The organism is Ferrimonas sediminicola (assembly GCF_005116715.1).
GTDB lineage: Bacteria > Pseudomonadota > Gammaproteobacteria > Enterobacterales > Shewanellaceae > Ferrimonas > Ferrimonas sediminicola.
Genome location: NZ_SWCI01000003.1, coordinates 112,173 through 136,215 on the forward strand (window position 1 = coordinate 112,173; position 24,043 = coordinate 136,215).

At 61.3% G+C, this 24,043-nt stretch carries 21 protein-coding genes; 14 read left to right on the plus strand and 7 right to left on the minus strand.

What is annotated here, in order from left to right; translation table 11 throughout:
• Positions 1 to 85: 85 nt before the first annotated feature.
• The 3 genes from FCL40_RS06390 (at position 86) to ompW (ending at position 2,796) form a co-directional block, all read left to right on the plus strand.
• Entirely contained in the window at positions 86 to 1,447 is a 1,362-nt protein-coding gene (locus FCL40_RS06390; protein ID WP_136852333.1) for an alanine/glycine:cation symporter family protein, read from the plus strand.
• Between the two features lie 56 nt (positions 1,448 to 1,503).
• Positions 1,504 to 1,893 (plus strand): YbaY family lipoprotein, encoded by a 390-nt coding sequence (locus tag FCL40_RS06395; protein WP_136852334.1) that lies wholly within the window; start codon positions 1,504 to 1,506, stop codon positions 1,891 to 1,893.
• A 258-nt stretch (positions 1,894 to 2,151) separates the two neighbouring features.
• A complete protein-coding gene (ompW, locus tag FCL40_RS06400; RefSeq protein ID WP_136852335.1) occupies positions 2,152 to 2,796 on the plus strand; it encodes an outer membrane protein OmpW in 645 nt (214 codons plus the stop codon).
• Between the two features lie 82 nt (positions 2,797 to 2,878).
• Here ompW and FCL40_RS06405 read toward each other — a convergent pair whose 3' ends face one another.
• On the minus strand, positions 2,879 to 3,604 hold the full coding sequence (locus tag FCL40_RS06405) for an SDR family NAD(P)-dependent oxidoreductase (protein WP_136852336.1): 726 nt from the start codon (positions 3,602 to 3,604) through the stop codon (positions 2,879 to 2,881).
• 192 nt (positions 3,605 to 3,796) lie between these two features.
• On the opposite strand from FCL40_RS06405, the gene metA reads away from it, so the two are divergent.
• On the plus strand, positions 3,797 to 4,711 hold the full coding sequence (gene metA / locus FCL40_RS06410) for a homoserine O-acetyltransferase MetA (RefSeq protein ID WP_136852337.1): 915 nt from the start codon (positions 3,797 to 3,799) through the stop codon (positions 4,709 to 4,711).
• Between the two features lie 228 nt (positions 4,712 to 4,939).
• On the plus strand, positions 4,940 to 6,484 hold the full coding sequence (locus tag FCL40_RS06415) for a methyl-accepting chemotaxis protein (RefSeq protein WP_136852338.1): 1,545 nt from the start codon (positions 4,940 to 4,942) through the stop codon (positions 6,482 to 6,484).
• Positions 6,485 to 6,514: 30 nt separating this feature from the next.
• On the opposite strand, the gene FCL40_RS06420 is transcribed toward FCL40_RS06415, so the two are convergent.
• The gene (locus FCL40_RS06420) at positions 6,515 to 7,060 is read right to left on the minus strand and encodes an NADPH-dependent FMN reductase (RefSeq protein WP_136852339.1); all 546 of its coding nucleotides are present in this window, start codon (positions 7,058 to 7,060) and stop codon (positions 6,515 to 6,517) included.
• A 154-nt stretch (positions 7,061 to 7,214) separates the two neighbouring features.
• On the opposite strand from FCL40_RS06420, the gene FCL40_RS06425 reads away from it, so the two are divergent.
• The 4 genes from FCL40_RS06425 to FCL40_RS06440 all read left to right on the plus strand — a co-directional run bounded on the left by FCL40_RS06425 (position 7,215) and on the right by FCL40_RS06440 (position 10,388).
• Positions 7,215 to 8,102, plus strand: a complete 888-nt coding sequence (locus FCL40_RS06425; RefSeq protein WP_169307023.1) for a LysR family transcriptional regulator — start codon at positions 7,215 to 7,217, stop codon at positions 8,100 to 8,102.
• A 170-nt stretch (positions 8,103 to 8,272) separates the two neighbouring features.
• Positions 8,273 to 8,929: an HAD family hydrolase gene (locus FCL40_RS06430; protein ID WP_136852341.1), complete on the plus strand. Its 657-nt coding sequence runs from the start codon at positions 8,273 to 8,275 to the stop codon at positions 8,927 to 8,929.
• A gap of 433 nt (positions 8,930 to 9,362) precedes the next feature.
• Positions 9,363 to 9,848, plus strand: coding sequence for a DsrE family protein (locus tag FCL40_RS06435; protein WP_136852342.1), 486 nt, complete (start codon positions 9,363 to 9,365; stop codon positions 9,846 to 9,848).
• Positions 9,849 to 9,890: 42 nt separating this feature from the next.
• Positions 9,891 to 10,388: a hypothetical protein gene (locus FCL40_RS06440; RefSeq protein WP_136852343.1), complete on the plus strand. Its 498-nt coding sequence runs from the start codon at positions 9,891 to 9,893 to the stop codon at positions 10,386 to 10,388.
• A gap of 526 nt (positions 10,389 to 10,914) precedes the next feature.
• Here FCL40_RS06440 and FCL40_RS06445 read toward each other — a convergent pair.
• The 5 genes from FCL40_RS06445 to FCL40_RS06465 form a co-directional block, all read right to left on the minus strand.
• Positions 10,915 to 12,624: a phospho-sugar mutase gene (locus FCL40_RS06445; protein ID WP_136852344.1), complete on the minus strand. Its 1,710-nt coding sequence runs from the start codon at positions 12,622 to 12,624 to the stop codon at positions 10,915 to 10,917.
• A gap of 166 nt (positions 12,625 to 12,790) precedes the next feature.
• The gene (locus FCL40_RS06450) at positions 12,791 to 14,167 is read right to left on the minus strand and encodes a tetrathionate reductase family octaheme c-type cytochrome (protein ID WP_136852345.1); all 1,377 of its coding nucleotides are present in this window, start codon (positions 14,165 to 14,167) and stop codon (positions 12,791 to 12,793) included.
• Between the two features lie 65 nt (positions 14,168 to 14,232).
• Positions 14,233 to 15,810 carry a DUF3373 domain-containing protein gene (locus tag FCL40_RS06455; protein ID WP_407644140.1) on the minus strand — a complete coding sequence of 526 codons (1,578 nt, stop codon included), beginning with the start codon at positions 15,808 to 15,810 and terminating at the stop codon, positions 14,233 to 14,235.
• A 29-nt stretch (positions 15,811 to 15,839) separates the two neighbouring features.
• Complete coding sequence (locus tag FCL40_RS06460) at positions 15,840 to 16,166, minus strand: c-type cytochrome (RefSeq protein ID WP_136852347.1); 327 nt, start codon at positions 16,164 to 16,166, stop codon at positions 15,840 to 15,842.
• 353 nt (positions 16,167 to 16,519) lie between these two features.
• Positions 16,520 to 18,001 (minus strand): FMN-binding glutamate synthase family protein, encoded by a 1,482-nt coding sequence (locus FCL40_RS06465; RefSeq protein WP_407644143.1) that lies wholly within the window; start codon positions 17,999 to 18,001, stop codon positions 16,520 to 16,522.
• A 188-nt stretch (positions 18,002 to 18,189) separates the two neighbouring features.
• Between FCL40_RS06465 and FCL40_RS06470 the strand changes: the two genes are divergently transcribed.
• The 5 genes from FCL40_RS06470 to FCL40_RS06490 all read left to right on the plus strand — a co-directional run bounded on the left by FCL40_RS06470 (position 18,190) and on the right by FCL40_RS06490 (position 24,042).
• Entirely contained in the window at positions 18,190 to 19,374 is a 1,185-nt protein-coding gene (locus FCL40_RS06470) for a thiolase family protein (RefSeq protein ID WP_136852349.1), read from the plus strand.
• A 91-nt stretch (positions 19,375 to 19,465) separates the two neighbouring features.
• Positions 19,466 to 20,959 (plus strand): CoA-acylating methylmalonate-semialdehyde dehydrogenase, encoded by a 1,494-nt coding sequence (locus FCL40_RS06475; protein ID WP_136852350.1) that lies wholly within the window; start codon positions 19,466 to 19,468, stop codon positions 20,957 to 20,959.
• A 12-nt stretch (positions 20,960 to 20,971) separates the two neighbouring features.
• On the plus strand, positions 20,972 to 22,129 hold the full coding sequence (locus FCL40_RS06480) for an acyl-CoA dehydrogenase family protein (RefSeq protein ID WP_136852351.1): 1,158 nt from the start codon (positions 20,972 to 20,974) through the stop codon (positions 22,127 to 22,129).
• A gap of 24 nt (positions 22,130 to 22,153) precedes the next feature.
• A complete protein-coding gene (locus FCL40_RS06485; RefSeq protein ID WP_136852352.1) occupies positions 22,154 to 22,927 on the plus strand; it encodes an enoyl-CoA hydratase in 774 nt (257 codons plus the stop codon).
• Positions 22,927 to 24,042 (plus strand): enoyl-CoA hydratase/isomerase family protein, encoded by a 1,116-nt coding sequence (locus FCL40_RS06490; protein WP_136852353.1) that lies wholly within the window; start codon positions 22,927 to 22,929, stop codon positions 24,040 to 24,042. The genes FCL40_RS06485 and FCL40_RS06490 overlap by 1 nt, the downstream gene beginning before the upstream one ends.
• Position 24,043 lies beyond the last annotated feature (1 nt).

Below are 24,043 nucleotides of genomic sequence, written 5' to 3' on the forward strand. Positions count from 1 at the left end.
CTTTCTCAGGACGGATCGCTGATCCGCCCGTCAAGCATGGCTCTCCTCTGTGTATTTAGGTTGTCGCACCGAGGAAGAGATCAAAATGAACGAACTACATACCGCCCTCTCCACCCTCAGCAGCTGGGTTTGGGGTCCACCACTGTTGCTCCTGTTGGTGGGAACCGGGGTTTATTTCACGTTAAGACTGAGACTGATGCAGGTACGTCGCCTGCCCATGGCCATCGGCCTGATGCTCAAACCCAGAGACGGCCAGGGGGACATCAGCTCCTTCTCCGCCCTGTGTACCGCCCTGGCCGCCACCATAGGAACGGGCAATATCGTCGGCGTGGCCACCGCCATCAAGCTGGGCGGGCCCGGGGCGCTGTTCTGGATGTGGATGGCCGGCTTCGCCGGTATGGCCACCAAGTACGCCGAATGCATGCTGGCGGTGAAGTACCGCCGCCAGGATCAGCGCGGCCAGCAGGTGGGCGGCCCCATGTACTACATCCTCCACGGCACCGGCAAGGTGTGGCTGGCGAAGATGTTTGCCCTGTTTACCCTGGGGGTGGCGTTCTTTGGCATCGGCACCTTCCCCCAGGTGAACGCCATCGTCGACGGGGCCCGCATCGCCTTCTCCGTGCCTGACTGGCTCTCCATGAGCCTGCTGGCGGTGCTGGTGGCCATGGTGACCCTGGGCGGTGTGCGCCGCATCGCCGCGGTGGCCACCGCACTGGTGCCTACCATGGCGCTGTTCTACGTGGTGGCCTGTGTGATGTTGCTGGGCCTCAACTGGCAGGCGGTGCCGGCGGCGGCGGCCCTGGTGGTGGAAGCGGCCTTTACGCCTCAGGCGGCGGGAGGCGGTTTTGCCGGTGCCACCGTGATGATGGCGATCCAGTTCGGTATCGCCCGCGGGGTGTTCTCCAACGAGTCGGGACTGGGCAGTGCGCCGATGGCGGCGGCGGCGGCCCGCACCGACTCGCCGGTGGAGCAGGGGCTGGTCTCCATGACTGGCACCTTCTTCGACACCATCATCATCTGCACCCTCACCGGTCTGGCCCTGGTGGTGACCGGTGCCTGGCAGGGGGAACTGGCCGGGGCGGCGATGACCTCCTCCGCCTTCACCTCCGGCCTGTCCGCCACTGTCGGCCAGCAGGTGATCACCCTGGCGCTGCTGTTCTTCGCCTTCACCACCATCCTGGGGTGGAACTACTATGGTGAGCGGGCGGTGCTGTTCCTGTGGGGCGAGCGCGCCCGTCTTCCCTACCGCTGGGCCTTCGTGGCCCTGGTGGCCGTCGGCGGCCTGCTGCAGCTGGATATGATCTGGCTGTTGGCGGATGTGGTGAACGGTCTGATGGCGATTCCCAACCTGATTGCCCTGCTGCTGCTGCGTAAAGAGGTGATTGGCGATACCCTGGCCTATTTCGAGGCCCGCAAGCCGATGGCGGTGCAGACCCAGGCAGGCTAAATGGCTTAGGGTCAAGGGATTTGGTATAAAGGCTCCTGATACAAGGAGCCTTTTTTATGTTGCGAATTCTCACTGTTTTGCTGTTTTCCCTGGTCCTCACTGGCTGCGTCACCGTGGGCGAGAGCCAGCCCAAGCTGGTGAGCATCACCGGCGTGGCCGGGGCCGAGGGCGTCTCGCTGTTGCCCAAGGGCGCAGAGCTGACGGTGGCGATCATTGATGCCAAGGTGCGCGGCGCCATCCTGGCTCAGAAGCATTTCACCGTGGCCAAACTGCCGGTGCTGTTTAAGTTCCAGCTGCCCGAGAAGGCGATCGATCCGGATGCCGATTACCTGGTGGTGGCCATGGTGAAGCTGGAGGATAGGTTGTTGCTGCAAAGTTACGAACGCTTCCCGGTGATCAGCAATGGCGAGAGGGTGGTGACCGTCACCATGGAGCGACCACGCTGATTCTGGATAAAATCCTTCATTTTAAATGAAACTTATTTTTCGCAAGATTTGCACCAAGGCACCCGGGGGTGCCTTTTTTGTTGGCCCAGTGGGAGCTGGATCGCTTTTCAAATCTTTTGGCTGGTGGTAGGGCGCAAATAGCTTTTGAAAGCCTGTTTTAGATCAAAAAAGATCTACCCCTTAATTGGTACAGTCCGCAGCAACTTGTTGGAAAAACGTTTGAAATTGGTTTCCAACCATTCATGGAGTGATAAATAAATGATGAAGCAAACCCTGATCTCTGCCCTGGTCCTGGCCTCTCTCTCTGCCCCAGCCTTTGCCGCCCGCGAAGCCGGTGACTTTATTGTTCGTGCCGGTTGGGCGCAGGTGTCTCCAGACGAGTCCTCTGAGGATGTACTTGGTGCTGGTGAGTTTAGTGTTGATGAAGACAACCAGCTGGGCTTGAACTTTACCTACATGCTGACCGACGCCTGGGCCATCGAGGTACTGGCGGCGACTCCCTTCAAGCACAATGTATCTTTGGGGGCATTTAGCGAAATTGCCGAGGTGACCCACCTGCCGCCGGCGGTGATGGCCCAGTACTACTTCGGCAGCGACAAGATCCGCCCCTATGTCGGCGCCGGCATCAACTACACCTACTTCTGGGATGAGGAATTCAAGAGCAACGTGAGCGGTGCCCTGACCGATCTGGAGCTGTCCGACTCCTGGGGCCTGGCGGCCCAGGTGGGCATCGATTACGAGCTGAACCAGAACTGGCTGATCAACGCCTCCATCTGGTATCTCGATATCCAGACCGACGTCGAATTTAACCAGACCTTAGATATGTCTCAGCCAGAACATCAAAATATCAAGACTGACATCGACCCCTGGGTCTACATGGTGTCCGTGGGGTACAAGTTCTGATTGGCTTGCGCCACAGCAACGGAAAACGCCGGCAGATGCCGGCGTTTGTCTTTGTCAGACCCCTAAAAAGGTGACGGAACCTTTAGCGATACTTGCGCTTGTTGTAGATAAACTCCGGCAACAGCCGGCCAATCCAGGAGACCAGGCGCCAGCGGCGGGTGACGTAGCTGGTGGCCTTGGCCTTTTTCAGGTTGGCCAGGATCTGGTCGGCCACCACCTCCAGCGAGGCGCCCCAGGTCTTGCTGCCCCGGGCCTGCATCTTGTCGATATAGCCCAGGCGCAGGTCGCTGACGGTTACCGGCAGCTTCAGGCGCTGGGCGTGCAGCCTCAGGCCCTGCAGGTAGTTCTGCTGATACGCCTTGCTGGCATGGAAGGCGCTGCTGGCGCCGCCGCGCTCTCCGGCGATGGAGGTGATGGCCGCCAACTGGCCGTACTTCTGCTGCCGGAACCGGGCAAAGGCGGCGTTGGCCAGGGCGGTGAAGCCGGTGACGTTGACATCCACCACCATCTTGTCCGCCAGCCAGGGCAGGTCCAGATCCTGGTGGTTGGCGGCGGTGTTGATGATCACCAGCTGCGCCCCCTCCAGCTGTTGCCACAGTTGATCCAGCGCCTGGCGGCACTGGTCGGGATCGAAGATGTCGATCTCGTTGCACAAGGTGGTGTCGGGCAACTGGTCCAGCAGGGGTTGCAGGGCCGGGCGATCGGCGGCCAGCAGCCCGAGTCGGACCCCTTCGGCGGCCAGCTTGCGGGCCAGGGTCTGGCTGAGGCCGGCATTGGCGCCGATGATGATGGCGGAGAGTTGGCTCATGATGTCTTAGGGTGAGTTCAGGTAGCGAGATCATAGCAGCTCTTGATCTAAATATCTGTTCCCAAAGTGTTAACGCTCACCCTGACGCCGCCCCCTTGCCGGACCGGGATCACAGTGGCGGACAAGTTGGAGCTCTGGAGTTGTAGCCGTCTAGATGTCCTGTTATAACTAGGGCTCAAGGAGGTGCTGTTCATGCCAGTAAGAATACCCAGTCAGTTGCCGGCGTCGGAGATCCTGCGCAGCGAGAACATCTTTGTCATGTCCGATGAGCGGGCGGAATCCCAGGACATCCGCCCCCTGAGGCTGCTGATCCTTAACCTGATGCCCAACAAGATCGAGACCGAGACCCAGCTGCTTCGTCTGCTGGGGAACTCGCCGCTGCAGGTCAACGTGGAGCTGCTTCGCATCCACCGCAAAGCCTCCAAGCACACTCCGACCGACCATATGGATGCCTTCTACCGGGATTTCGACGAGGTGAAGGCCAACAACTACGATGGCCTGATCATTACCGGCGCCCCCTTGGGCAACTTCGAGTTCGAGGAGGTCACCTACTGGCCCGAGATCTGCGACATCATCAACTGGTCTCAGCGCCATGCCACCTCGGTGCTGTTCCTGTGCTGGGCGGCCCACGCCGCGCTCTACCACCTCTATGGGGTCAAGCGCTACCTGAGGGATGACAAGATCTCCGGGGTATTTCGTCACCGGCGCGCCCATGGCCATGTGCCCCTACTGCGCGGGTTTGATGATGAGTTCTGGGTGCCCCACTCCCGCTTTGCCCAGGTGAGCCTGGATCGGCTCAAGGCCCATCCGCAGTTGCAGGTGCTGGCCGAGTCCGATGAGGCGGGCGCCTACCTGGTCACCAGCCGGGACAACCGCAACCTGTTTGTGACCGGCCACCCGGAATACACCCGCACCACGCTGCAGGATGAGTATCGCCGGGACCTGGCCGCCGGCGCCCATCCGGCCCTGCCCAGAAACTACTACCCCAAGGACGATCCGACCTTGCCGCCACACGCCAGATGGCACGCCCACGGCGCGTTGCTGTTCGCCAACTGGCTCAACTACTGCGTCTATCAGCAGACCCCCTACGACCTGAATGACCTGTAGGGCAGTGAGGATCCGGTGGTCACAGATGGTGAGAATGTGGCCAGGGAGGGTCAGGAGTCATCACCATGGGCCAGCCGCTGATTTTGTGTGCAACTTGATGAAATAGCGGGATGAATTCGCTTTTAACGGAAAAAAGTTTCCGCCCTACCACGTGGTAAAGCGATTTGGCAAGACGTAAAATGTGACCCGAAATTGATTTGCCCAATCTAACTACAGGATGTAGGTCACATGAGACGAGAGCGCGATATCGTCAACGAAGAGGTTGTGGTTCCTCAGGATGAGGAGCTGGTATCCACCACAGATCTGCGTGGGGTGATCACCTACGCCAATCCCGCCTTTATCGAGGTCAGCGGCTTCAGCGAGCAGGAGCTGATCGGTCACAACCATAACCTGGTGCGCCACCCGGAGATGCCCCCGGCGGTTTTCCGTGAGCTGTGGCAGGCCCTCAAAGCCCAGAAGCCCTGGCGCGGCATCGTCAAGAACCGCACCAAGGATGGCCGCTACTACTGGGTGGACGCCTTTGTCTCGCCCATCTTCGAGCATGGCCAGGTGGTGGGGTATCAGTCGGTGCGCCGGGCCACCAGCCAGACGTTGAAGTCGCGGGCATCGACCCTTTATCAACGGCTCAACCAGGGCAGGCCCCTGAAGCAACCCCTGACCCTGGCCCGTCGCCGCTGGCTGTCCGGAATGATCCTGGCCCTCGGGTTTGCCGCGGTCGGCTGGCTGTTCCAGCCCTGGGTGGTGGCCTGTGGCTTGGCGATGGTCGCTGCCATGCTGCTGCTGTTCTTCGATGAGGCGTTCCGGGTTCCGGCGATGCTGACCCGGCTTCAGCAGCAGTACGACAGCGTCAGCCGTTACGTGTTTGCCGGTCACGGCAGCAGCAGCATCCTCCAGTTCCAGCTGCTGCTCTCCCAGGCCAGGATGACCGGCGTGCTGGGGCGTACCCGCGATGCCGCCGTGAAGCTGGATGCCATGTCTGCCAGCCTGGTGGGGCTGAGTGAACAGGCCAAGCAGGGGGTTCGCCAGGAAAACGCCCGCCTGGACCAGATTGCCACGGCGGTGGAGGAGCTGAACGTGTCTGTGGGCGAGATCGCCAACTGCGCCCAGGAGTCCGCCCAGAGCACCCAGCGCTCGAGCGACACCTGTCACCAGGCCAGGAGGGAGGTGCTGGCCAGCCGCGATCAGATCCGCGCCTTGGCGGAGGAGGTGAAGACCGCCGCCGCCCATGCCAGCGAGCTTCATGGGGAGGCGGAGCGGGTGACCCAGGCGATGAAGGAGATCGACGGCATCGCAGAGCAGACTAACCTGCTGGCGCTCAATGCCGCCATCGAGGCGGCCCGGGCCGGCGAGCAGGGCCGGGGATTTGCGGTGGTGGCCGACGAGGTCCGGGCCCTGTCCAACCGAACTCAGCAGGCGACCACCGAGATTCAGAACAGCATCGAGGGAATGCACCGTACCCTGACGCTGTGGGTCGAGCGGATGGAGGCCAACCATCAGTTGGCGGATACCTGCGCCGTGGGTGCCCAGTCGGTCGCCGGTGAGATTGAGGAGATCACTCGCCAGATTGAGCTGGCCTACGACCTGTCCGGTCAGACTGCCACCGCGGCGGTGCAGCAGAGACAGGCGGTCAATGAGATCGCCGTCAGCCTGTCTGAGATCCAGGGGTTGACTCAGGCGAACCAGGCCTCCACTCAGGAGGTGGAGCAGTGCAGCGGTGAACTGCAGCAACAGGTCGGGCTGATCGGCTCCCTCCACCTGAGCTTCAACCGCTAGGGGCGCCGGCAGCTAGGGCGGACACCGGCCCTAGTCGTGAATCATCTGTCTCAGGGCCGCCAGTTGGCTTGCCACCAGCTCCTGCAACCGGTTCTCCCGGAGTGCGTCTTGCTCATCGAACGCCAAGTGCGCTTCACTGAGCATCACCTCGGGCCGGTTCAGCACCCAGGCGTTGAGGAACACCATCACCTGGCGCAGGTGGTACTGGCAGCGACAGGTGCCCATCCTGCCCGGGCTGGCGCCCATCAGCGCCACCGGTTTGTTGTTGAAGCCGTGGGGCGAGTAGCGTGACAACCAGTCGATGGCGTTCTTCAGCACCCCGGGGATGGAGTAGTTGTACTCCGGAGAGATCAGCAGCAGGGCATCCGACGCCATCAACTGCCGGTGCAGCAATTCGACCGGCTCGGGAAACCCCATCTGCTGGATATCCTGGCTGTAGAGGGGCAGGGCGCCGATCTTGCCCTCCTCGATGGTGAGCTCTCTGGGAGCCAGGGCGATCGCCTGCTGCATCAGCTTGCGGTTCAGCGACTCCTGACGCAAACTGCCGCACAGGGCCAGTACCTTGAGTGTTTCCATATCGGGCTCCTGATGGTGGTCGCTTCAGTCAGTGTAGACCCCTATGGGTTTGCGTTGGATCACGATGGTTACCAATATATTAGTGAAACCTAATTATCATTGTTATCCTAGTGCTACTCCCAGGTGCCACGGCACAATTAGGCAAGGAATGTGTATGAAGACCCATGACCTGAAAACCTTGGTGCTGTCGGTGGACCTGGGCAGCATCTCCAAGGCGGCCAACTCCATGAGCATCACCCACTCCGCCGCCTCTCAGCGTATCAAGGCGCTGGAGGAGCTGTGCGGAGCGGTGCTGCTCAACCGGCAGCTGACCCCAATCAAACCGACCCTTGCCGGGGAGTTGGTGCTGGAACACGGCCGCCGGGTGATGGAGATGGAGCGGCAGCTGTTTTCCCGGCTGCAGCAGAGCGGCAGCGATGCCCTGAGGCTGTGTTGCACCCCGGCATTCGGCGCCAGCTACTTCCCGGTAGCGCTGAGTGAGTTCAACCGCGAGAAGAAGCACTCGGTGGAGTTTGACTACCTGGCCAGCGACCAGGTGATCTCGGCCATCAACGAAGGGCGCTACGACATCGCCATCACCGAACATATCCAGCCCCTGAACCAGAGTAACTGCTGGCGCCACCCCCTGCCGCCGGACAAGGTGATCTTCGTGGCCTGTCCGGCGCTGCTCAGCAGCATCGATGAGCAGAGCCTGGAAGCGTTGATGGCGCACACCCTCTATGTCGCCAAGCCCGGATGCTGCTCCCGGGATCTGCTGGTACAAAACCTGGCCAATAAGAACCTGGAGCTGGAGGACTTTCGCTTCCAGGTCTCCTGCGGGGACCTGCACCTGATGGTGGAGGCGCTGCTGCGGGGGGAGGGGATCGGCTTTATCTCTGCGGCGCTGATTCGTCCCCACCTGGCCAGCGGTGACCTGGTGGCGTTCGAGCTGGACGGCTTCGACCACCTGTGCCATCGCAGCCTGCTGGCTTCCTGGGAGAGTCAGGGACAGCCCTGGTTCCGCCCGCTGGTGACCAGCATCGAGCAGGCGTTTATCCACTAGCCGGCCAGCCCCCCGAGGGCTGACCGGGCCGTACCCTTCCGGTGACCGCGGAACCGCGTCGCAGATCTCAGTCTGCCGCCGTGGCTTGGGGTTCCGCGGGAGGAATGCACGTTTTGACCGGCGCCTGTGGCATAATGCCGCCTTTGCCATCACTCATGCCGTACTCCCCAATGAACTACCAAGCCGCAATCTTCGATATGGACGGTCTCCTGCTGGACACCGAACGCCTGTGCATGCGCATCTTTCAGGAAGCGTGCCAGGCGCAGCAGCTGCCTTTCCACCAGGAAGTCTACCTGTCGATCATCGGGCGCAACTCGGCGGGGATCGAGCGCATCTTTCGGCGCACCTATGGCGACGATCTCGACCGGCTGGATCTCGAATGGCGCACCCGTTACTACGGCGTGGTTAAGCATCAGCCGATACCGGTGAAATCCGGGGTGGTGGCGCTGCTCGAGTGGCTGAAATCGAACGACCTACCGACCGCCGTTGCCACCTCCACCGCCAGGGAGGTGGCGCTAAGGAAACTGGCCCTGGCCGGGCTGGATCGCTACTTCGACCAGCTGGCCGCCGGCTGCGAGGTCAGCCAGGGCAAGCCGCACCCGGAGATCTACCTGCTGGCGGCACGCCGGCTCAACGTGGATCCGGCGACCTGCCTGGCCTTCGAAGACTCCAACAACGGCGTTCGTTCGGCCGTTGCCGCCAACATGATCACCTACCAGATCCCGGACCTGGTCGACCCCTGCGAAGAGGTGCGGGCGTTCGGCCACAAGGTGCTGCCCTCCTTGGTGCAGGTACTCGATGAGCTGAAAGGACAGCGCCGGCATTGAGCCGGGTTGCCCGGCCCAAGTGAGTGGATGGGGATGCCCGAAGGGCTGTTAGCGCCACATGGCGGTCATTGTAAAGCTGACTAGTGTCTATGGCGCTGAGGGCTCTTCACCCTCCTCAGACCTTTTCCTGGTTGTCTGGTGGAAAGTTCTCCCAGTGATGATAATCAGTTGGCGATGTATACCCAACGACTCCGAACAAAAAAGCCTTTCTAATACAATAGTATATGCATAAATGACTCTAACGGCTTTGGGTGTCTTAGTTGTTTGTGCGGTTGCCATGATTTAACGTGCGTCACACTTCTCATGTCTGAATTCTATTACTGGAGAGGGTGCTCACGCTTTTATTAGGTTTTTCTGTATAAGATTCTGCTTATATAATAATTTCGTTTTATTCATTGGCTCCAACTTTACTACCCCCCGAAAAGGAGAAATCATGAAAAAACGTATCAACCTGAAAACCATGCTAGTTGCTTTCAGCTTGGCTCTCACCTGCCTGACAACAACAGCCTTCGCGGTACCAAATGACAGCGTCGCTCTCGGTGACTTGACCGAAGGGAAAATCCTGTTCGATATCAATCTCAGCACTCCAGAAAGTCTCCCCTTGTATCTGAATGTCATCAAAGAAACCTATGACGGCCTCGAAGCACAAGGCGTTACTCCAGATTTTGTAATCGCCTTCCGTGGCCCGGCAGTTTCTTTTATTACCTACGAAGCTTCTGATGCTGCGCTGGAAACACAGATCGTAACATTGGCAGGACTGAACGGCGTTAGAATTGAAGCCTGTTCCGTCGCCACGAGATTGTTTGGCATTGATAATGCTGACATCCTTGCTGACATCAACGTAGTTGGTAACACATTTATTTCCGCCGCTGGATTTGGTAGCAGCACTAAGGGGTACGCGACAGTGACCATTATGTAACCGCCGCCGTTCGTACACCTTTAAGCTGTAAAGGAAATTACTATGAAAAAAATATCAAAGTTTACTCTGTTCGCCTGTCTATGCGGCACGGTACTGCTGACCGCTGGTTGCGGCAGCGACTCCGATTCAACACTGCCCCCAACAGAACCAAATGACCAAGTCGCTCTGGCCGGAGAAACCACTGGAAAACTGTTTTTTGATGTCAACATAGCTAACGCCGAGAGCTTGGAACTCTATTTCGATGTTATCTTGGAAACCAGTAAAGGATTAGAAGACCAAGGTGTTGAACCAATGTTTGTCATCGCCTTTCGTGGCCCATCGGTCACCTTAATTGACGATACCGCCACCGCCGCCACCAAGACATTGGTCAAGGCTGTGGCTGCACTACCCAATGTTCGCCTAGAAGCCTGTTCAGTGGCCACGTCACTATTCGGTGTCGATAATGCAACAATTCTTCCCGAGGTTGTAGTCGTTGGTAATACCTTCATCTCCTCTATGGGTTATCAATCCGTTGGCTATGCACCTGTCTTGATTCAATAGTTGAATTGGCTTCACGGTGTCAACAAAAAAGGGGGGGAGAGTAAACTTTATTCCCCCCCTTAACCTGAGCGTAAAGGCAGCCTCTAGATTTCCTTTATAGTCCTTGCAGCCTATAACTTAATTAAACCAGATTTAAATCGTGCTGTGTTTACATGGCACACACCCGATTCAACTTCAATGTCGTAATCAGACCTATTTTCTTGTCCGTATATTGACACGATTACGTTATAGAACCCAGCGCGCTCATAGACGCCAATCAAAGCTTTATATGATCGGCAATCTGATCCACTTGGATTCTCTAACGTTTCTTCATAACCTGAGTCTTGAATCAAGACGGTTGCTCCACAAGAGATTGTCTCATTTGTTTGATTATCGATGACCTCAATCACAATCCTTGTAGTCCAACAAGATCCTGCAGGTATAACCCCCCTCGTTTCCAAACCGCGATGTCCGCCATTGGCGCCAAAGGAGGTGTTGGCCCCTCTGGGCCAGGCTGTCGCAGTCACCAATGGGCATCGGTCTGGTGCTACTCCGCCAGGGAGGCCTGGTGCTGCCGAATAAGGTCCGCCATCCTGGCATCGGCGCGCAGCTGCGCCTGCTCCAGGCTCTCCTCTCGGCCGATCGGCTCCACCACTTCGTAGTAGCACTTCAGCTTCGGCTCGGTGCCGGAGGGGCGCACCACCACGCGGGCGCCGCCCCGCAGCTGGTAGATCAACACGTCGCTGCCGGGCAGGTCGAGGGGCTCGGTGCGGCCGTCGGCGTAGACTCTTAGTGAGGCCTTCAGGTCATCGACGGCGGTGACCGCCTGCCCGGCGATCCGTTTAGGCGGGTCGGCGCGCAGCTTATCGCCGACGGCGGGTGCGGCCGGGTCGAGGGCGATGCTGCGCTGGGCATTGAGGTGGAGGCCGTGTTGGCGGTAGATCGATTCCAACCGATCCCACAAAGTCATCCCTTGTGCCGCCAGCTCGGCGGTCATCTGGGCAAAGGCCAGCAGGGCCGACAGCCCATCCTTGTCCCACACCACTTCGCCAACGGTGTAGCCCAGAGCCTCCTCATAGGCAAACAGAAACCGGTGTTCGGGGTCCTGGCGCTGCATCGCCACGTTGGTTAGCCACTTGAAGCCGGTGAGGGTCTGGTAGTATCCGGCGCCGGCCGCCCTGGCCAGCTTCTCCAGCAGGCTGGAGGAGACGATGCTGGTCCCCATCAGCTGTTGCTCTGGGGTGGTGTGGCTCAGCAGGTAGTGCCCCAACAGGATCCCCACCTGGTCGCCGGTGAGCATCTTGTAGTGGCCGTCGTCGGTGCGCGCCGCCACCGCCAGCCTATCGGCGTCCGGGTCATTGGCGCACGCCAGGGTGGCGCGGTGCTTGGCAGCCTCGGCGATCACCAGGTCCATGGCGCCGGGTTCCTCCGGGTTGGGGAAGGGCACCGTGGGAAAGGTGCCGTCCGGTTGCCGCTGGGCGGCGACGCTGTAGACCCGGTCGAAGCCGGCATCCGCAAGCAGGGTCTCCGCCATTTCGGCGCCGACCCCGTGCATGGCGGTGTAGGCGATGCTGATGGCCTGGGGCTGGCTGTGGTTACTCAGCAGGGGGCTGGCCTCCACCATCCGTCGATAGGCATCGAAGAAGGGGGTGTCCAGCCAGGTCAGCAGCCCCTGTGCCTCGGCCTGATCCAGGGACAGCAAGGCCAGCTCGGCGCGGGCGGCGTTGTCGATCTCGGCGGCGATGCCGCTGTCATGGGGCGGGATGATCTGGGCGCCGTTGCTCCAGTAGACCTTGAAGCCATTGTACTGGGGCGGGTTGTGGCTGGCGGTGACCACCACGCCGGCGGCAGCCCCCAGGTGCTTGACGCCGAAGGCCACCAGCGGGGTGGGGGCGACCCTGGCAGTGAGGAACACCGGGATCCCCTGGGCAGTGAGTGCCGAGGCGGTGTCCCCGGCAAACTGGCGCGAGTCGGGGCGGCCATCGTAGCCTATGACGACCCCGCGGCTGGCCGCCTGCCCCTGTCGGGATTTCAGGTAGTGGGCCAGGCCGGTGGCGGTCTCCTGGAGCACCAGACGGTTCATGCGGTTGGGCCCCGCACCTACGATACCTCGCAACCCGGCGGTGCCGAAGGCCAGGCGGCCATCGAACCTTTGCCTCAGCTCCTCCTCGTCCCCGCTTCGCAGCAGCTGCCTCAGCTCCTCCCGGGTATCGGGGTCGGGATCCCGCTCCAGCCATCGTTCGATGTCGCGGCTCATGGTGGCCTGCCCTCGCTCGCTAAGTCTGTTGTTATCAACGAAAATTATTATCACCTGGCGCCCAGTTGTCCAGCGCCTGCCTGATGGAGTGCAGACATAAAAAAGGCCCGCCTGATGGCGGGCCAACCTTAGTCCCGGAGGTGAGATTCCGGGCTACGCCCCTAGGTTACTTCTTCTTCTTGGCTTTCATGGGATCCTGGTCGTAGCCCAGGGCTTCCCAGTCCAGTCGACCCTTTTTGCTGTGGCAGGCACTGCACTTGAGGGCTTCGCTCTTGGGCGAGACCATGTGGTTGATGCGCCACCACATCTCGGTCTCGGCAAACCCGTTCTGACCGCTGTAGGTCAGCCCCTTGGCTTGCATGGTGGGATGGTTGTTCATGCCGGCTGTGGCGGCCTTGTCCCAGTCGAAGGTTTTCCAATAGCCGTCTTTGCCGAACACCTTGGTGGGGATAAACACCTTGTGCTTGGCATCGTAGATCTGCTTGCCGCGGTGCACCTTGAAGGGGTAGATCTTGGACTTGCCGTCGTCCTTGCTGCCCATGGGCTTGCTCAGGGCGGTTACCTTGGCGGGATCCATGGTGTCACCGAACAGGTAGGCTTCGGCGGTGCCGTTGTACCAGGCGTACTCGGGCTGAACCTTCTGGCCCCAGACGAAGCTGCCCTTCTTCTTCATGTAGTCCTTGCGGCCCCACTGGTTCTTGCTCTCTTCGCGATCCTGGCCCGCTTCGGACCAGTCCCACCAGAGCTTGGTGGGTTCAACCTTGGCAAACTCGGGGATGTGGCAGGTTTGACAGGCCACCTTCTCGGTGTGCCGGTTGAGCTTGGCGTTTTTGTGGACCTGGTTGTCGTGGCAGCTGGTGCACTCCATGTGGTCAGTGCTGCCGGGGGAGACGCTCATCGCCTGGCCCTTGATGGTGTGGGATTCACCCTTGTGGCAGTCCTGGCACTGGAAGTCCATGCCATCGGCGTCCATGTGCACATCCAAGGCCTTGTCTGGGTAGGCCATGCTGGAGTCCAGGTCGCCGTGTTTCACGCCGTCACCGCCGCCGCCGAAGAAGTGGCAGCTGCCACAGTTGTCGCGTACCGGGGCACCCACATTTTGTGAAACCTTCACCAGATCGACACTCTTGAAGGCGTAACCGCTAAGATCCTTCTGGTAGGTGCCGGTGGTGTCGTGGCACACCAGGCAGTCGACCTTGGTGGCATCGGTGAAGTCGAACTTGGCGTCCTCATAGCCGTAGCCGGCGTGGCACTTGGTGCAGCGGGGCTCGTTGCTGGAGACGGAGACACAGTAGTTGTTGATGGCGTTCTTCTTACCCAGTTTCACCGTCTTGCCGTTGACGACCTGTTCCTTGGCCCAGGTCCAGTGGCTGGTCTGCATGAAGGCCTCGGTGTGCTCTTCGTGACACTCAATACACTGGGCGGTGGCTTCGGGGCCGCTGTTGATGGGACCGGAGATGAACTCTTTGTGGGGGTTCTCCGCATGTGCGCCAACCGGCAACATCAGGCCGGTCAGCAGTGTAGTTAGCAGTAGTGTGCGCATATCTTTTCCCTGGAGAGGCGGCCGTCCCCTCTGGAACAGAGGTTGGGCCGCCGAGATGATGAAACTTAGAACTTGACGGTGATGGAGGCGTTGACGTCAAACGCGGTGTCCATCGCTGGCAGCATGGTGAATGCGGTACCGGCCAGTACTTCATCAATGTTCTGCGGAGCGCCCACGGGGGAGCCGGAACCGGTGTACTCGAAGTCGTAGTACAGCGCCGCGAACTTCACGAACATCTTGGGATTGATGTCGTGGATGTAGTAGCCCTCATAGGCGTGACCGCGGGTGGCCAGCTTGCTGCCGATGGGATCGTCCTGAGCCTGGGTGAAGGGGGTCCAGTACTTGGAGCCGTAGTTGTACTCCAGACCGAACTTGCCGTCGCCGACGGGGATTTGAACACCGGCGTAGATGGAGTAACCATCGTGGGCTTCATTGTCAGTGGTGCCGATGGGGGCGCCCAGAGAGCCGTCTTCGTTCATGCCGTACAGCGGGTCGTTGTTCATGCCGCCGAACATGCCGAAGTTGCCGTTGGGGTCGGTACGGGTCCAGCCCAGGGAGGTGAACCACTTGATGCCGCTGTCCTCTTCGCGGGCGAAGGTCAGGCCGCTCAGGTAGATGTCACCGATGTTGGTGCTGGGCTGATAGCGAACGATGGGGGTGACGTTACCCATGCCCTGCTGGCCAAACATCGCCAGCAGTTCGTCGGGCATGGACATGGTACCCTTGAAGCCGTCGGCCACGTCTTTGGCGCCAAACAGGATGAATTGCAGGAAGTTGGTGCCATCGTTGAGGATGTCGATGTTGAAGCCGCCCAGGTTCACGTCGTCCACCGAGGTGTTGCCGAACAGCTCGCCGTTGCCCCACTGGGACTCATAGCCCTGGCCGTAGCAGAAGCGAACCACCTGGCCCTCCATGCCGGTCAGGTGCTCGGTGTGGTAGCCGAGGGTGGCGCCGTCGAAGTTGAAGTTCACCAGGTGACCCGATGGGGTACCGCCACGCAGTTCGTTCTCGCGGAAGTTGGTGGGGTAGCCATAGCTGGAGGGACGACGACCGATGGAGAGATAGAGTTCGCTGCCACCGATGTTCTTCCAGTCGAAGTAGGCGCGCTCTACGCGGACAGTGTCACCGTTGGGGTGGCCGCTGTTGGTGCCGTCCATGGTGAAGGAGTTCCAGGAGTCGAACACGTTGACCTGGGTGGAGTCACCCCAGTTCTTGAACATGGTCAGGCGGCCGGCGAAGCTGACGTTATCGAACACCTTGGCCTTGAGGTTCAGACGCAGACGGGTGGTGTAGAACACGTCGTTGTCGATGTCCTGGGCGGTGGGCACGAAGCCTGGGCCATTCATGGACATGGGCATGTTACCCATGGGGGTGGCCACGGTGACGCCGGGGCTCCAGACCACGTCCTGGTAGTGCAGGGTGTGGGCCTTGGTGCGGAAGTCACCGGTGATCAGTACCCGGTCGGTGGCGGCGTGGGTTTCCGGCTTGTTCACGCGCTCAGACAGGTACTCCAGTTCTTCGGTCACTTCGGCCAGTTGACGCTTGAGGTCGTCAATGGATTTCTCGGTGCTGTCTGCGGCCATCGCCTGGGGCAGAATCAGCGCTTGTGAGACGACTAATGCAACGAGTGTGGGTTTCATCATCATATCCTTAAGGGCTTGTTGTTGTTTGATTAACCGCAAGTGGCCGGCTGGTCGGAGTCGGCGGCGTGGTCGTAGAGGAACTGCTGGATATCCTTAAGCGCCTGGTCGGACAGACCCTGGAATACTTCAGGCTTGGCCTTATGCTTGTTGCGGTCGAAGAAGCGATCCCATTGAGCCATGGTCTTGGACATGGGGGTCAGTTCCATCGCCTCGCTGCTTTTGCTGTGGCAGGCCTTGCAGTGTTTCTTATAGAGGTGCTTGCCTTTCTTGGGGTTGCCGCCTTCGGCTGCGGCCAGGCCGGCAGATACGGTAAGCAGCAGTACTGCGGTAAGAGCTTGGTAGGAGCGACGTTTCATAGATACCTCTGAGTGTTTCACTTTTCTTTAGTTACCACTGTATTAGTTATTTCTAATTCTATGGAGCGAAGAAAAGTTGCAGGGGTATAAGCAAAACTGTCAGCGGGTGAAAATTTTGGTTCAGGCTGTGTTCAGGAGTGACGCGGATCACGGCTTGGCGGTCACGGCCGGCAAAGGTGGTCGGATCTCGTAACGAAATAGAGGGTTTCAATGTGTGAAAATGTGAGGTGTGAACCCGTTGTTAACGGCAGGCAAGGAAAAACTGTCTTCCGATCAAATCCCGGGCAGTGGGCAGGGGCGTGAGGAGCCGCGCCTGAGCGACGGTCAGACGATGAATTCGGTGGTCGCCTTGGTTACTGGAGCCTGCTGGTTTCGGTCAGGGAGACCGGAAGTCCATGGTCGTTGATCACCTGGGCATGGTCGCGGCGCAGCAGCCTGGGTTCTCGGACCCCACATGAGTGGGCGATCACCCCCACTTCGTGCATCAGGTTACGGGCGTAGTGGGCAACCCGCTTGGCCTTATCCTCAACCACCAGCCCCTTCTGAAGCTTGGGGTCGTGGGTGGTGATGCCGGTGGGGCAGGTGTTTCTGTTGCACTGCAGTGCCTGGATGCAGCCCAGGGAAAACATGAAACCCCGGGCGGAGTTGATGAAGTCGGCCCCCACACACAGGGCCCAGGCCACGTCCGACGGGTTTACCAGTTTGCCGGAGGCGATCACCTTGATCCTGCGCCTCAGGCCGTGGGCCTCCAGGGTGTCGACCAGGTAGGGCAGGCTTCGCTTCAGCGGCAGCCCCATGAAATCCATCAGGGGTTGAGGGGCGGCGCCGGAGCCGCCGTCGGCGGAGTCCAGGGTGATGAAGTCCGGAGCGCTCTGTTCGCCGCGGGCCTTGATCGCCGCCATCAGATCCTCCAGCCAGGCGGTATGCCCGATCACCACCTTGAAGCCACAGGGTTTGCCGGTGACCTCCCGTACCCGGGCGATCATGTCCAGCAGGTCGTCGACGTTGCGGATCTCCCGGTAGCCATTGGGACTGATGGAATCCTGGCCTTCGGGAATGCCGCGGATCTTGGCGATCTCTGCGGTGACCTTGCCTCCTGGCAGGATCCCCCCTTTGCCCGGCTTCGCCCCCTGGCTCATCTTGATCTCGAACATCCGCACCTGCTGGTGGCGGGCCACCTCCTTGAGTTTCTCATCACACAGGTTGCCGTTGGCGTCACGGACACCGTACTTGGCGGTGCCTATCTGGAACACCAGGTCGCAGCCCCCCTCCAGGTGGTAGGGAGAGAGGCCGCCCTCACCGGTGTTCATCCAGATGCCGGCGTCGTGGGCCCCGATGGAGAGGGCCCGCACCGCCGGCACGCTTAGGGCGCCGAAGCTCATGCCGGAGATGTTGAAGAAGCTGGCGGTGGTGTAGGGAGTGCGGGCCACTCCTTCGCCGATGGTGAGCGGCGTCGGCGGCACCGCATCCTCCCTCAGGGTGGGGAACAGGCAGTTGAGGAAGATGATGTCGCCGGGTTGGTTGAGTGGCCGGGTGGAGCCGAAGGCAACAGTGCTGTCGATGTTCTTGGCGGCCCGGTAGACCCAGCTGCGCTGGGCCCGGTTGAAGGGCATCTCCTCCCGATCCAGGGCGAAGAAATACTGGCGGAAGAACTCCCCCATGTGCTCGAACCAGTAACGGAAGCGTCCAATCACCGGGTAGTTGCGGCGGATCGCCTGCTGGGTTTGGGTCACGTCCTTGACGTAGAGGTAAGCCACGACCAGGATCCCGACTCCGATGACAAAAATCAGCAGTGCCGCACTGATCTCCAGGGTGCGAGTCACCCAGCTGACCATCATCTGTCCATTGTTATCCATTGAATTGCCATCTGATTGTCATTGGATCTCCATAAGGATAGTGGAGTTTGCGTCAGCGTGGGCTTACAACTGACTAAACTTTGGACACCCATTAAACCAAAGTTTACGTTGCCGTAAACGTCATACATCAAGTAACCTAGGATGAATCGCATTACAAGGAGTTAACAATGATCAAGGATCATGAGGTTGTGATCGCTGCCGCCAGCCGTACCGCCATGGGCGGTTTTCAGGGTTCCCTGAGCGGCGTACCGGCCCCCGAGCTGGGCGCCACCGCCATTCGCGCCGCGCTGCAGCGAAGCGGCGTGTCCGCCGAGCAGGTGGACGAGGTGCTGATGGGCTGTGTCCTGCCCGCCGGCCTGGGCCAGGCTCCGGCCCGGCAGGCGACGCTCAAGGCCGGCCTGCCGCACTCCTGCGGCGCCACTACGGTCAACAAGGTGTGCGGTTCCGGCATGAAGACGGTGATGCTGGCTCATGATCTGGTGCGTGCCGGCAGCGCCCAGGTGGTGGTGGCCGGTGGCATGGAGAGCATGTCCCAGGCCCCCTACCTGCTGGACAAGGCCCGAGGCGGTATGCGCATGGGTCACGGCAGGGTGCTGGACCACATGTTCCTCGACGGCCTGGAAGACGCCTACACCGGCAAGGCGATGGGGGTCTTTGCCCAGGGCACCGCCGATGACCATGGCCTGACCCGGGAACAGATGGACGCCTATGCCCTGGAGAGCCTCAAGCGGGCCAATGCCGCCATCGAAGCGGGGGCTTTCGCCGAGGAGATCGCGCCGGTGACCATCCAGACCCGCAAGGGCCAGGTGACCGTCTGCGTCGATGAGCAGCCGGGCAATGTCCGCCCCGACAAGATTCCCGCCCTGCGTCCCGCCTTTGCCAAGGAGGGGACCATCACCGCGGCCAACGCCAGCTCCATCTCCGACGGTGCCGCCGCCGTGGTAGTGACCAGTGCCGGTTATGCCCGCGCCAACGGCCTGCCGATCCTGGCCTGCATCAAGGCCCACCACACCCATTCCCAGTCCCCCGAGGAGTTCACCATCGCCCCCATCGGTGCCATCAACGGCCTGCTGGAGCGGGCCGGCTGGCAGCGTGACGAGGTGGATCTGTATGAGATCAACGAGGCCTTTGCCATGGTGACCATGCTGGCCATCAACGAGCTGGGGCTGGACCCGGCCAAGGTGAATGTCAACGGCGGCGCTTGCGCCCTGGGTCACCCCATCGGCTGCTCCGGCACCCGGTTGCTGGTGACCCTGGTGCATGCCTTGAAACACCGTGGCCTGAGCAGGGGAGTGGCCTCCCTGTGCATCGGCGGCGGAGAGGCCACCGCGGTGGCCATAGAACTGGTTTAACTTTCAGCGATAACAGACAAGGACCGGCCGTCCGACGCCCACAACTATTCCATACCGATACGCGGACGGCCCTTTCAACGGGAGAAGCAACATGACCACACAAGTGAAGCACCTGATCGGCGGTGAGTACACCGACGGCTGCGGCGAGCAGCAGATCCTGGTGACCAACCCCGCCGACAACGGCCCCATCGCCCAGCTCAACTGCGCCACCGAAGCCGAGGTGAACCAGGCGGTGGCCAGTGCCAAGTCGGCCCAGCAGCAGTGGCGGGAGACCCCGGTGTCCGACCGCGCCCGGCTGATGCTGCGCTATCAGCACCTGCTGAAGGAGAACCACGATCGCATCGCCAAGGTGCTGGCCCAGGAGACCGGCAAGACCATCGCCGACGCCAAGGGTGACGTGTGGCGCGGCATCGAGGTGGCGGAGCAGGCGGCCAACATCGCCAGCATGATGATGGGGGAGACTGCGGAGAACGTCGCCCGCGGCATCGATACCTACAGCTACATCCAGCCCCTGGGCGTGTGCGCCGGCATCACCCCGTTCAACTTTCCGGCGATGATCCCCCTGTGGATGTTCCCCATGGCCATCGCCTGCGGTAATGGCTTCGTGCTCAAGCCCTCGGAGCAGGATCCCATGACCCCGATGCTGCTGGCCCAGCTGTTCGAGGAGGCGGGCGCCCCCAAGGGACTGCTCAACGTGGTCCACGGCGCCAAAGAGGTGGTGGACGGCATCCTGACTCACCCGGACATCAAGGCGATCTCCTTCGTCGGCTCCGTGCCCGTGGGTCAGTACATCTACAAGACCGGCACCGAGAACCTGAAACGTGTGCAGGCGTTTGCCGGAGCCAAGAACCACATGGTGGTGATGCCCGACGCGGACAAGGACACCGTGATCAACCAGCTGGTGGGAGCGTCCGTGGGCGCCGCCGGTCAGCGCTGCATGGCGATCTCGGTGGCGGTGTTTGTCGGCGAGTCCAAGCAGTGGATCCCAGAGCTGAAGGAGGCCCTGGCCAAGGTGCGTCCAGGCCTGTGGGACGATGAGGAGGCCGGCTATGGCCCGCTGATCAACCCCGCCGCCAAGGCACGGGTACTGGAGCTGATCCAGGCCGGTAAGGAGGAGGGCGCCAACTGCCTGCTGGACGGTTCCGACTTCACCGTCGAGGGCTATGAGTCCGGCAACTGGGTCGGGCCCACCCTGTTCAGTGGCGTTACCCCCGAGATGCGCATCTACAAGGAGGAGATCTTCGGTCCGGTGCTGTGCACCACCGAGGTGGAGACCCTGGCCGATGCCATCGCACTGATCAATGCCAACCCCTTCGGCAACGGTACCTCCATCTTCACCAATTCCGGCGCCGCCGCCCGCAAGTATCAGCATGAGATCGAGGTGGGCCAGGTGGGGATCAACGTGCCGATCCCGGTGCCACTGCCGTTCTTCTCCTTCACCGGCTGGAAGAACAGCTTCTACGGTGATCTGCACGCCTATGGCAAACAGGCGGTGCGCTTCTACACCGAGACCAAGACCATCACCGCCCGCTGGCCCGAGTCCGGCATCGTGGCCGGTCAGAACCTGACCATTGCGCTGAAGTAGGAGGGAGCCTGTATGAACTTTAACCTGACTGAAGACCAGCAGGCCTTTATCGAGGTGGCCAAGCAGTTCGCCGAGGCGGAGCTGGCCCCCAATGCCGGCCAGTGGGACAAGGACCACCACTTCCCCAAGGACGTGATTCAGCGTGCCGGTGAGCTGGGCTTCTGCAGCCTCTACACTCCGGAGGAGGCCGGCGGCATGGGGCTGTCCCGGCTGGACTCGGCGCTGATCTTCGAGGCGCTGTCCAAGGGCTGTACCGCCACCACCGCCATGATCACCATCCACAACATGGCCACCTGGATGGTGGCCTCCTGGGGCACCCAGGCGCTGAAGGATGCCTGGTGCCCTCAACTGGTGACCGGCGAGAAGCTGGCCTCCTACTGTCTGACCGAGCCCGGCGCCGGCAGTGACGCCGCCTCCCTGCGCACCAAGGCGGAAAGGGATGGCGACCACTATGTGATCAATGGTTCCAAGATGTTCATCTCCGGTGCCGGCAGCACCGAGCTGCTGGTGGTGATGTGCCGCACCGGTGGTGAGGGCCCCAAGGGGATCAGCGCCATCGCCGTGCCCGCCGACGCCGAGGGGATCGTCTATGGTAAGGCGGAGGAGAAGATGGGCTGGAACGCTCAGCCCACCCGCCTGGTGACCTTCGACAATGTGCGGGTGCCGGTGGAGAATCTGCTGGGGGAGGAGGGCCAGGGCTTTACCTTTGCCATGAAGGGGCTGGACGGCGGCCGCATCAACATCGCCGCCTGCTCCCTGGGCACCGCCCAGGCGGCGCTGGAGCGGGCCCAGCAGTACATGGCCGAGCGCAAGCAGTTTGGCAAGCCGCTGGCGGCGTTCCAAGGGCTGCAGTTCAAGCTGGCGGACATGGCCACCGAGCTGGTGGCTGCGCGGCAGATGGTGCGCCTGGCGGCGTTCAAACTGGACAGCAACGATCCCGAGAAAACCGCCTACTGTGCCATGGCCAAGCGGTTTGCCACCGACGTCGGCTTCAACGTATGCAACGAAGCGCTGCAGATCCACGGCGGCTACGGCTACATCCAGGAGTATCCGCTGGAGCGCCACGTCCGTGATGTTCGCGTGCACCAGATCCTCGAGGGCACCAACGAGATCATGCGCCTGATCGTCGCCCGCCGCCTGCTGGATGACAGTGCCGGCCAGATCGAATAACCCCGCTCACAAGGAGCCATGAAGATGGAATTTCTGACACTGGAGCGCCGGGGCCACACCGCCCTGGTGACCGTCGACAACCCGCCCGCCAACACCTGGACCCAGCAGAGCCTGGGTGAGCTGGAGCAGCTGGTGGATAAACTGAACAACGACCGTGACATCTACGCCCTGGTGCTGACCGGCGAGGGGGAGAAGTTCTTCTCCGCCGGGGCCGATCTCAAGCTGTTTGCCGACGGTGACAAGGGGGTGGCCGCCAACATGGCCCGCGCCTTCGGTCGCGCCTTCGAGGCCCTGTCCGCCTTCCGCGGGGTGTCCATCGCCGCCATCAACGGCTACGCCATGGGCGGCGGCCTGGAGGTGGCCCTGGCCTGTGATATCCGCATCGCCGAGTCCCAGGCGCAGATGGCCCTGCCGGAGGCCACCGTTGGGCTGTTGCCCTGCGCCGGCGGTACCCAGAACCTCACCGCCCTGGTGGGCGAGGGCTGGGCCAAGCGGATGATCCTCTGCGGTGAACGCATCAAGGCGGACCGAGCCCTGACTATCGGTCTGGTGGAGGAGGTGGTGGACAGCGGCTGTGCCCTGGACGCCGCCCTGACCCTGGCGGAGAAGGTGGCCAAGCAGAGCCCGGTGGCCGTGGCCGCCTGTAAGACCCTGGTGCAGAGTGGCCGCAGCATGCCCCGCAGCCAGGCGCTGGTGAGGGAGCGGGAGCTGTTCCTGGATCTGTTCGACAGTGACGATCAGGCCGAGGGGGTGAACGCCTTCCTGGAGAAGCGCGCCCCCGAATGGAAGAACCGCTGATGAGTGCGCCGGTTCTTGTCCAGGAGCATCAGGGCGCCGCTGGCGCCCTGATTGGCCACCTGACCCTCAACAGTGAGCGCTCACTCAACGCCCTCTCCCTGGAGATGGTGGATCTGCTTTTCGACACCCTGAGCGACTGGCAGCAGCGGGAGGAGATCAAGTGCGTCGTCCTCGACGGCGCCGGTGACAAGGCGTTCTGCGCCGGTGGTGACATTCGCGCCATGTACGACGCCTGCGTGGCCCATCCCGGCCAACGGGTGCCCGAAGTGGAGGCGTTCTTCACCCGGGAGTACCGTCTCGATCACCTGATTCATGTCTACAGCAAGCCGATCCTGCTCTGGGGCGGCGGCATCGTCATGGGGGGCGGACTGGGGCTGATGGCCGGTGCCAGCCACCGCATCGTCACCGAGAGTTCCCGCATCGCCATGCCGGAGATCACCATCGGCCTCTATCCCGACGTGGGCGGTACCTGGTTCCTCAACCGCATGCCGGGTCACTGCGGCCGCTTCCTGGGGCTCACCGGTTACCAGATGAATGGCCTGGATGCCTGCTATGTGGGGCTGGCGGACTTCGCGGTGGCCGGCTTCCGTCGAGAGCAGCTGCTCAGTGACCTGTGCCACCTGGAGTGGCACCACCACGATGCCAAAGGCCTTATCGATGAGCTGCTCGGGGGCTACCAGCAGCAGGATGAGGCAGCCCTGCCCGCCAGTGTGTTGGCGGCCCGGCAACAGGATATCGATGCCCTGATGGCCGGAGACGATCTGCTGGCGGTGGTGGAACGGCTGATGACGCTGAAGAGCGATGAGAAGTGGCTGTCCCGGGCGGCGGCTACCTTTGCCAGCGGCAGCCCCATCACCATGCACCTGGTGTGGCATCAACTGGCCCAGGGCGCAGAGCTGACCCTGGAGCAGGTGTTTCAACATGAGCTGGTGCTGTCGGTGCGCTGCGCCGAACTGGGCGATTTTGTCGAAGGGGTTCGCGCCCTGCTGATCGACAAGGATCGCCAACCAAAGTGGCGCTTTGCCACCGCCGCCGAGGTCCCGGCGGCCCACATCGATGCCATGGTGACGCCCCCCTGGCGTGATCACCCCCTGATCAACTGGAACAAGGAGTAGT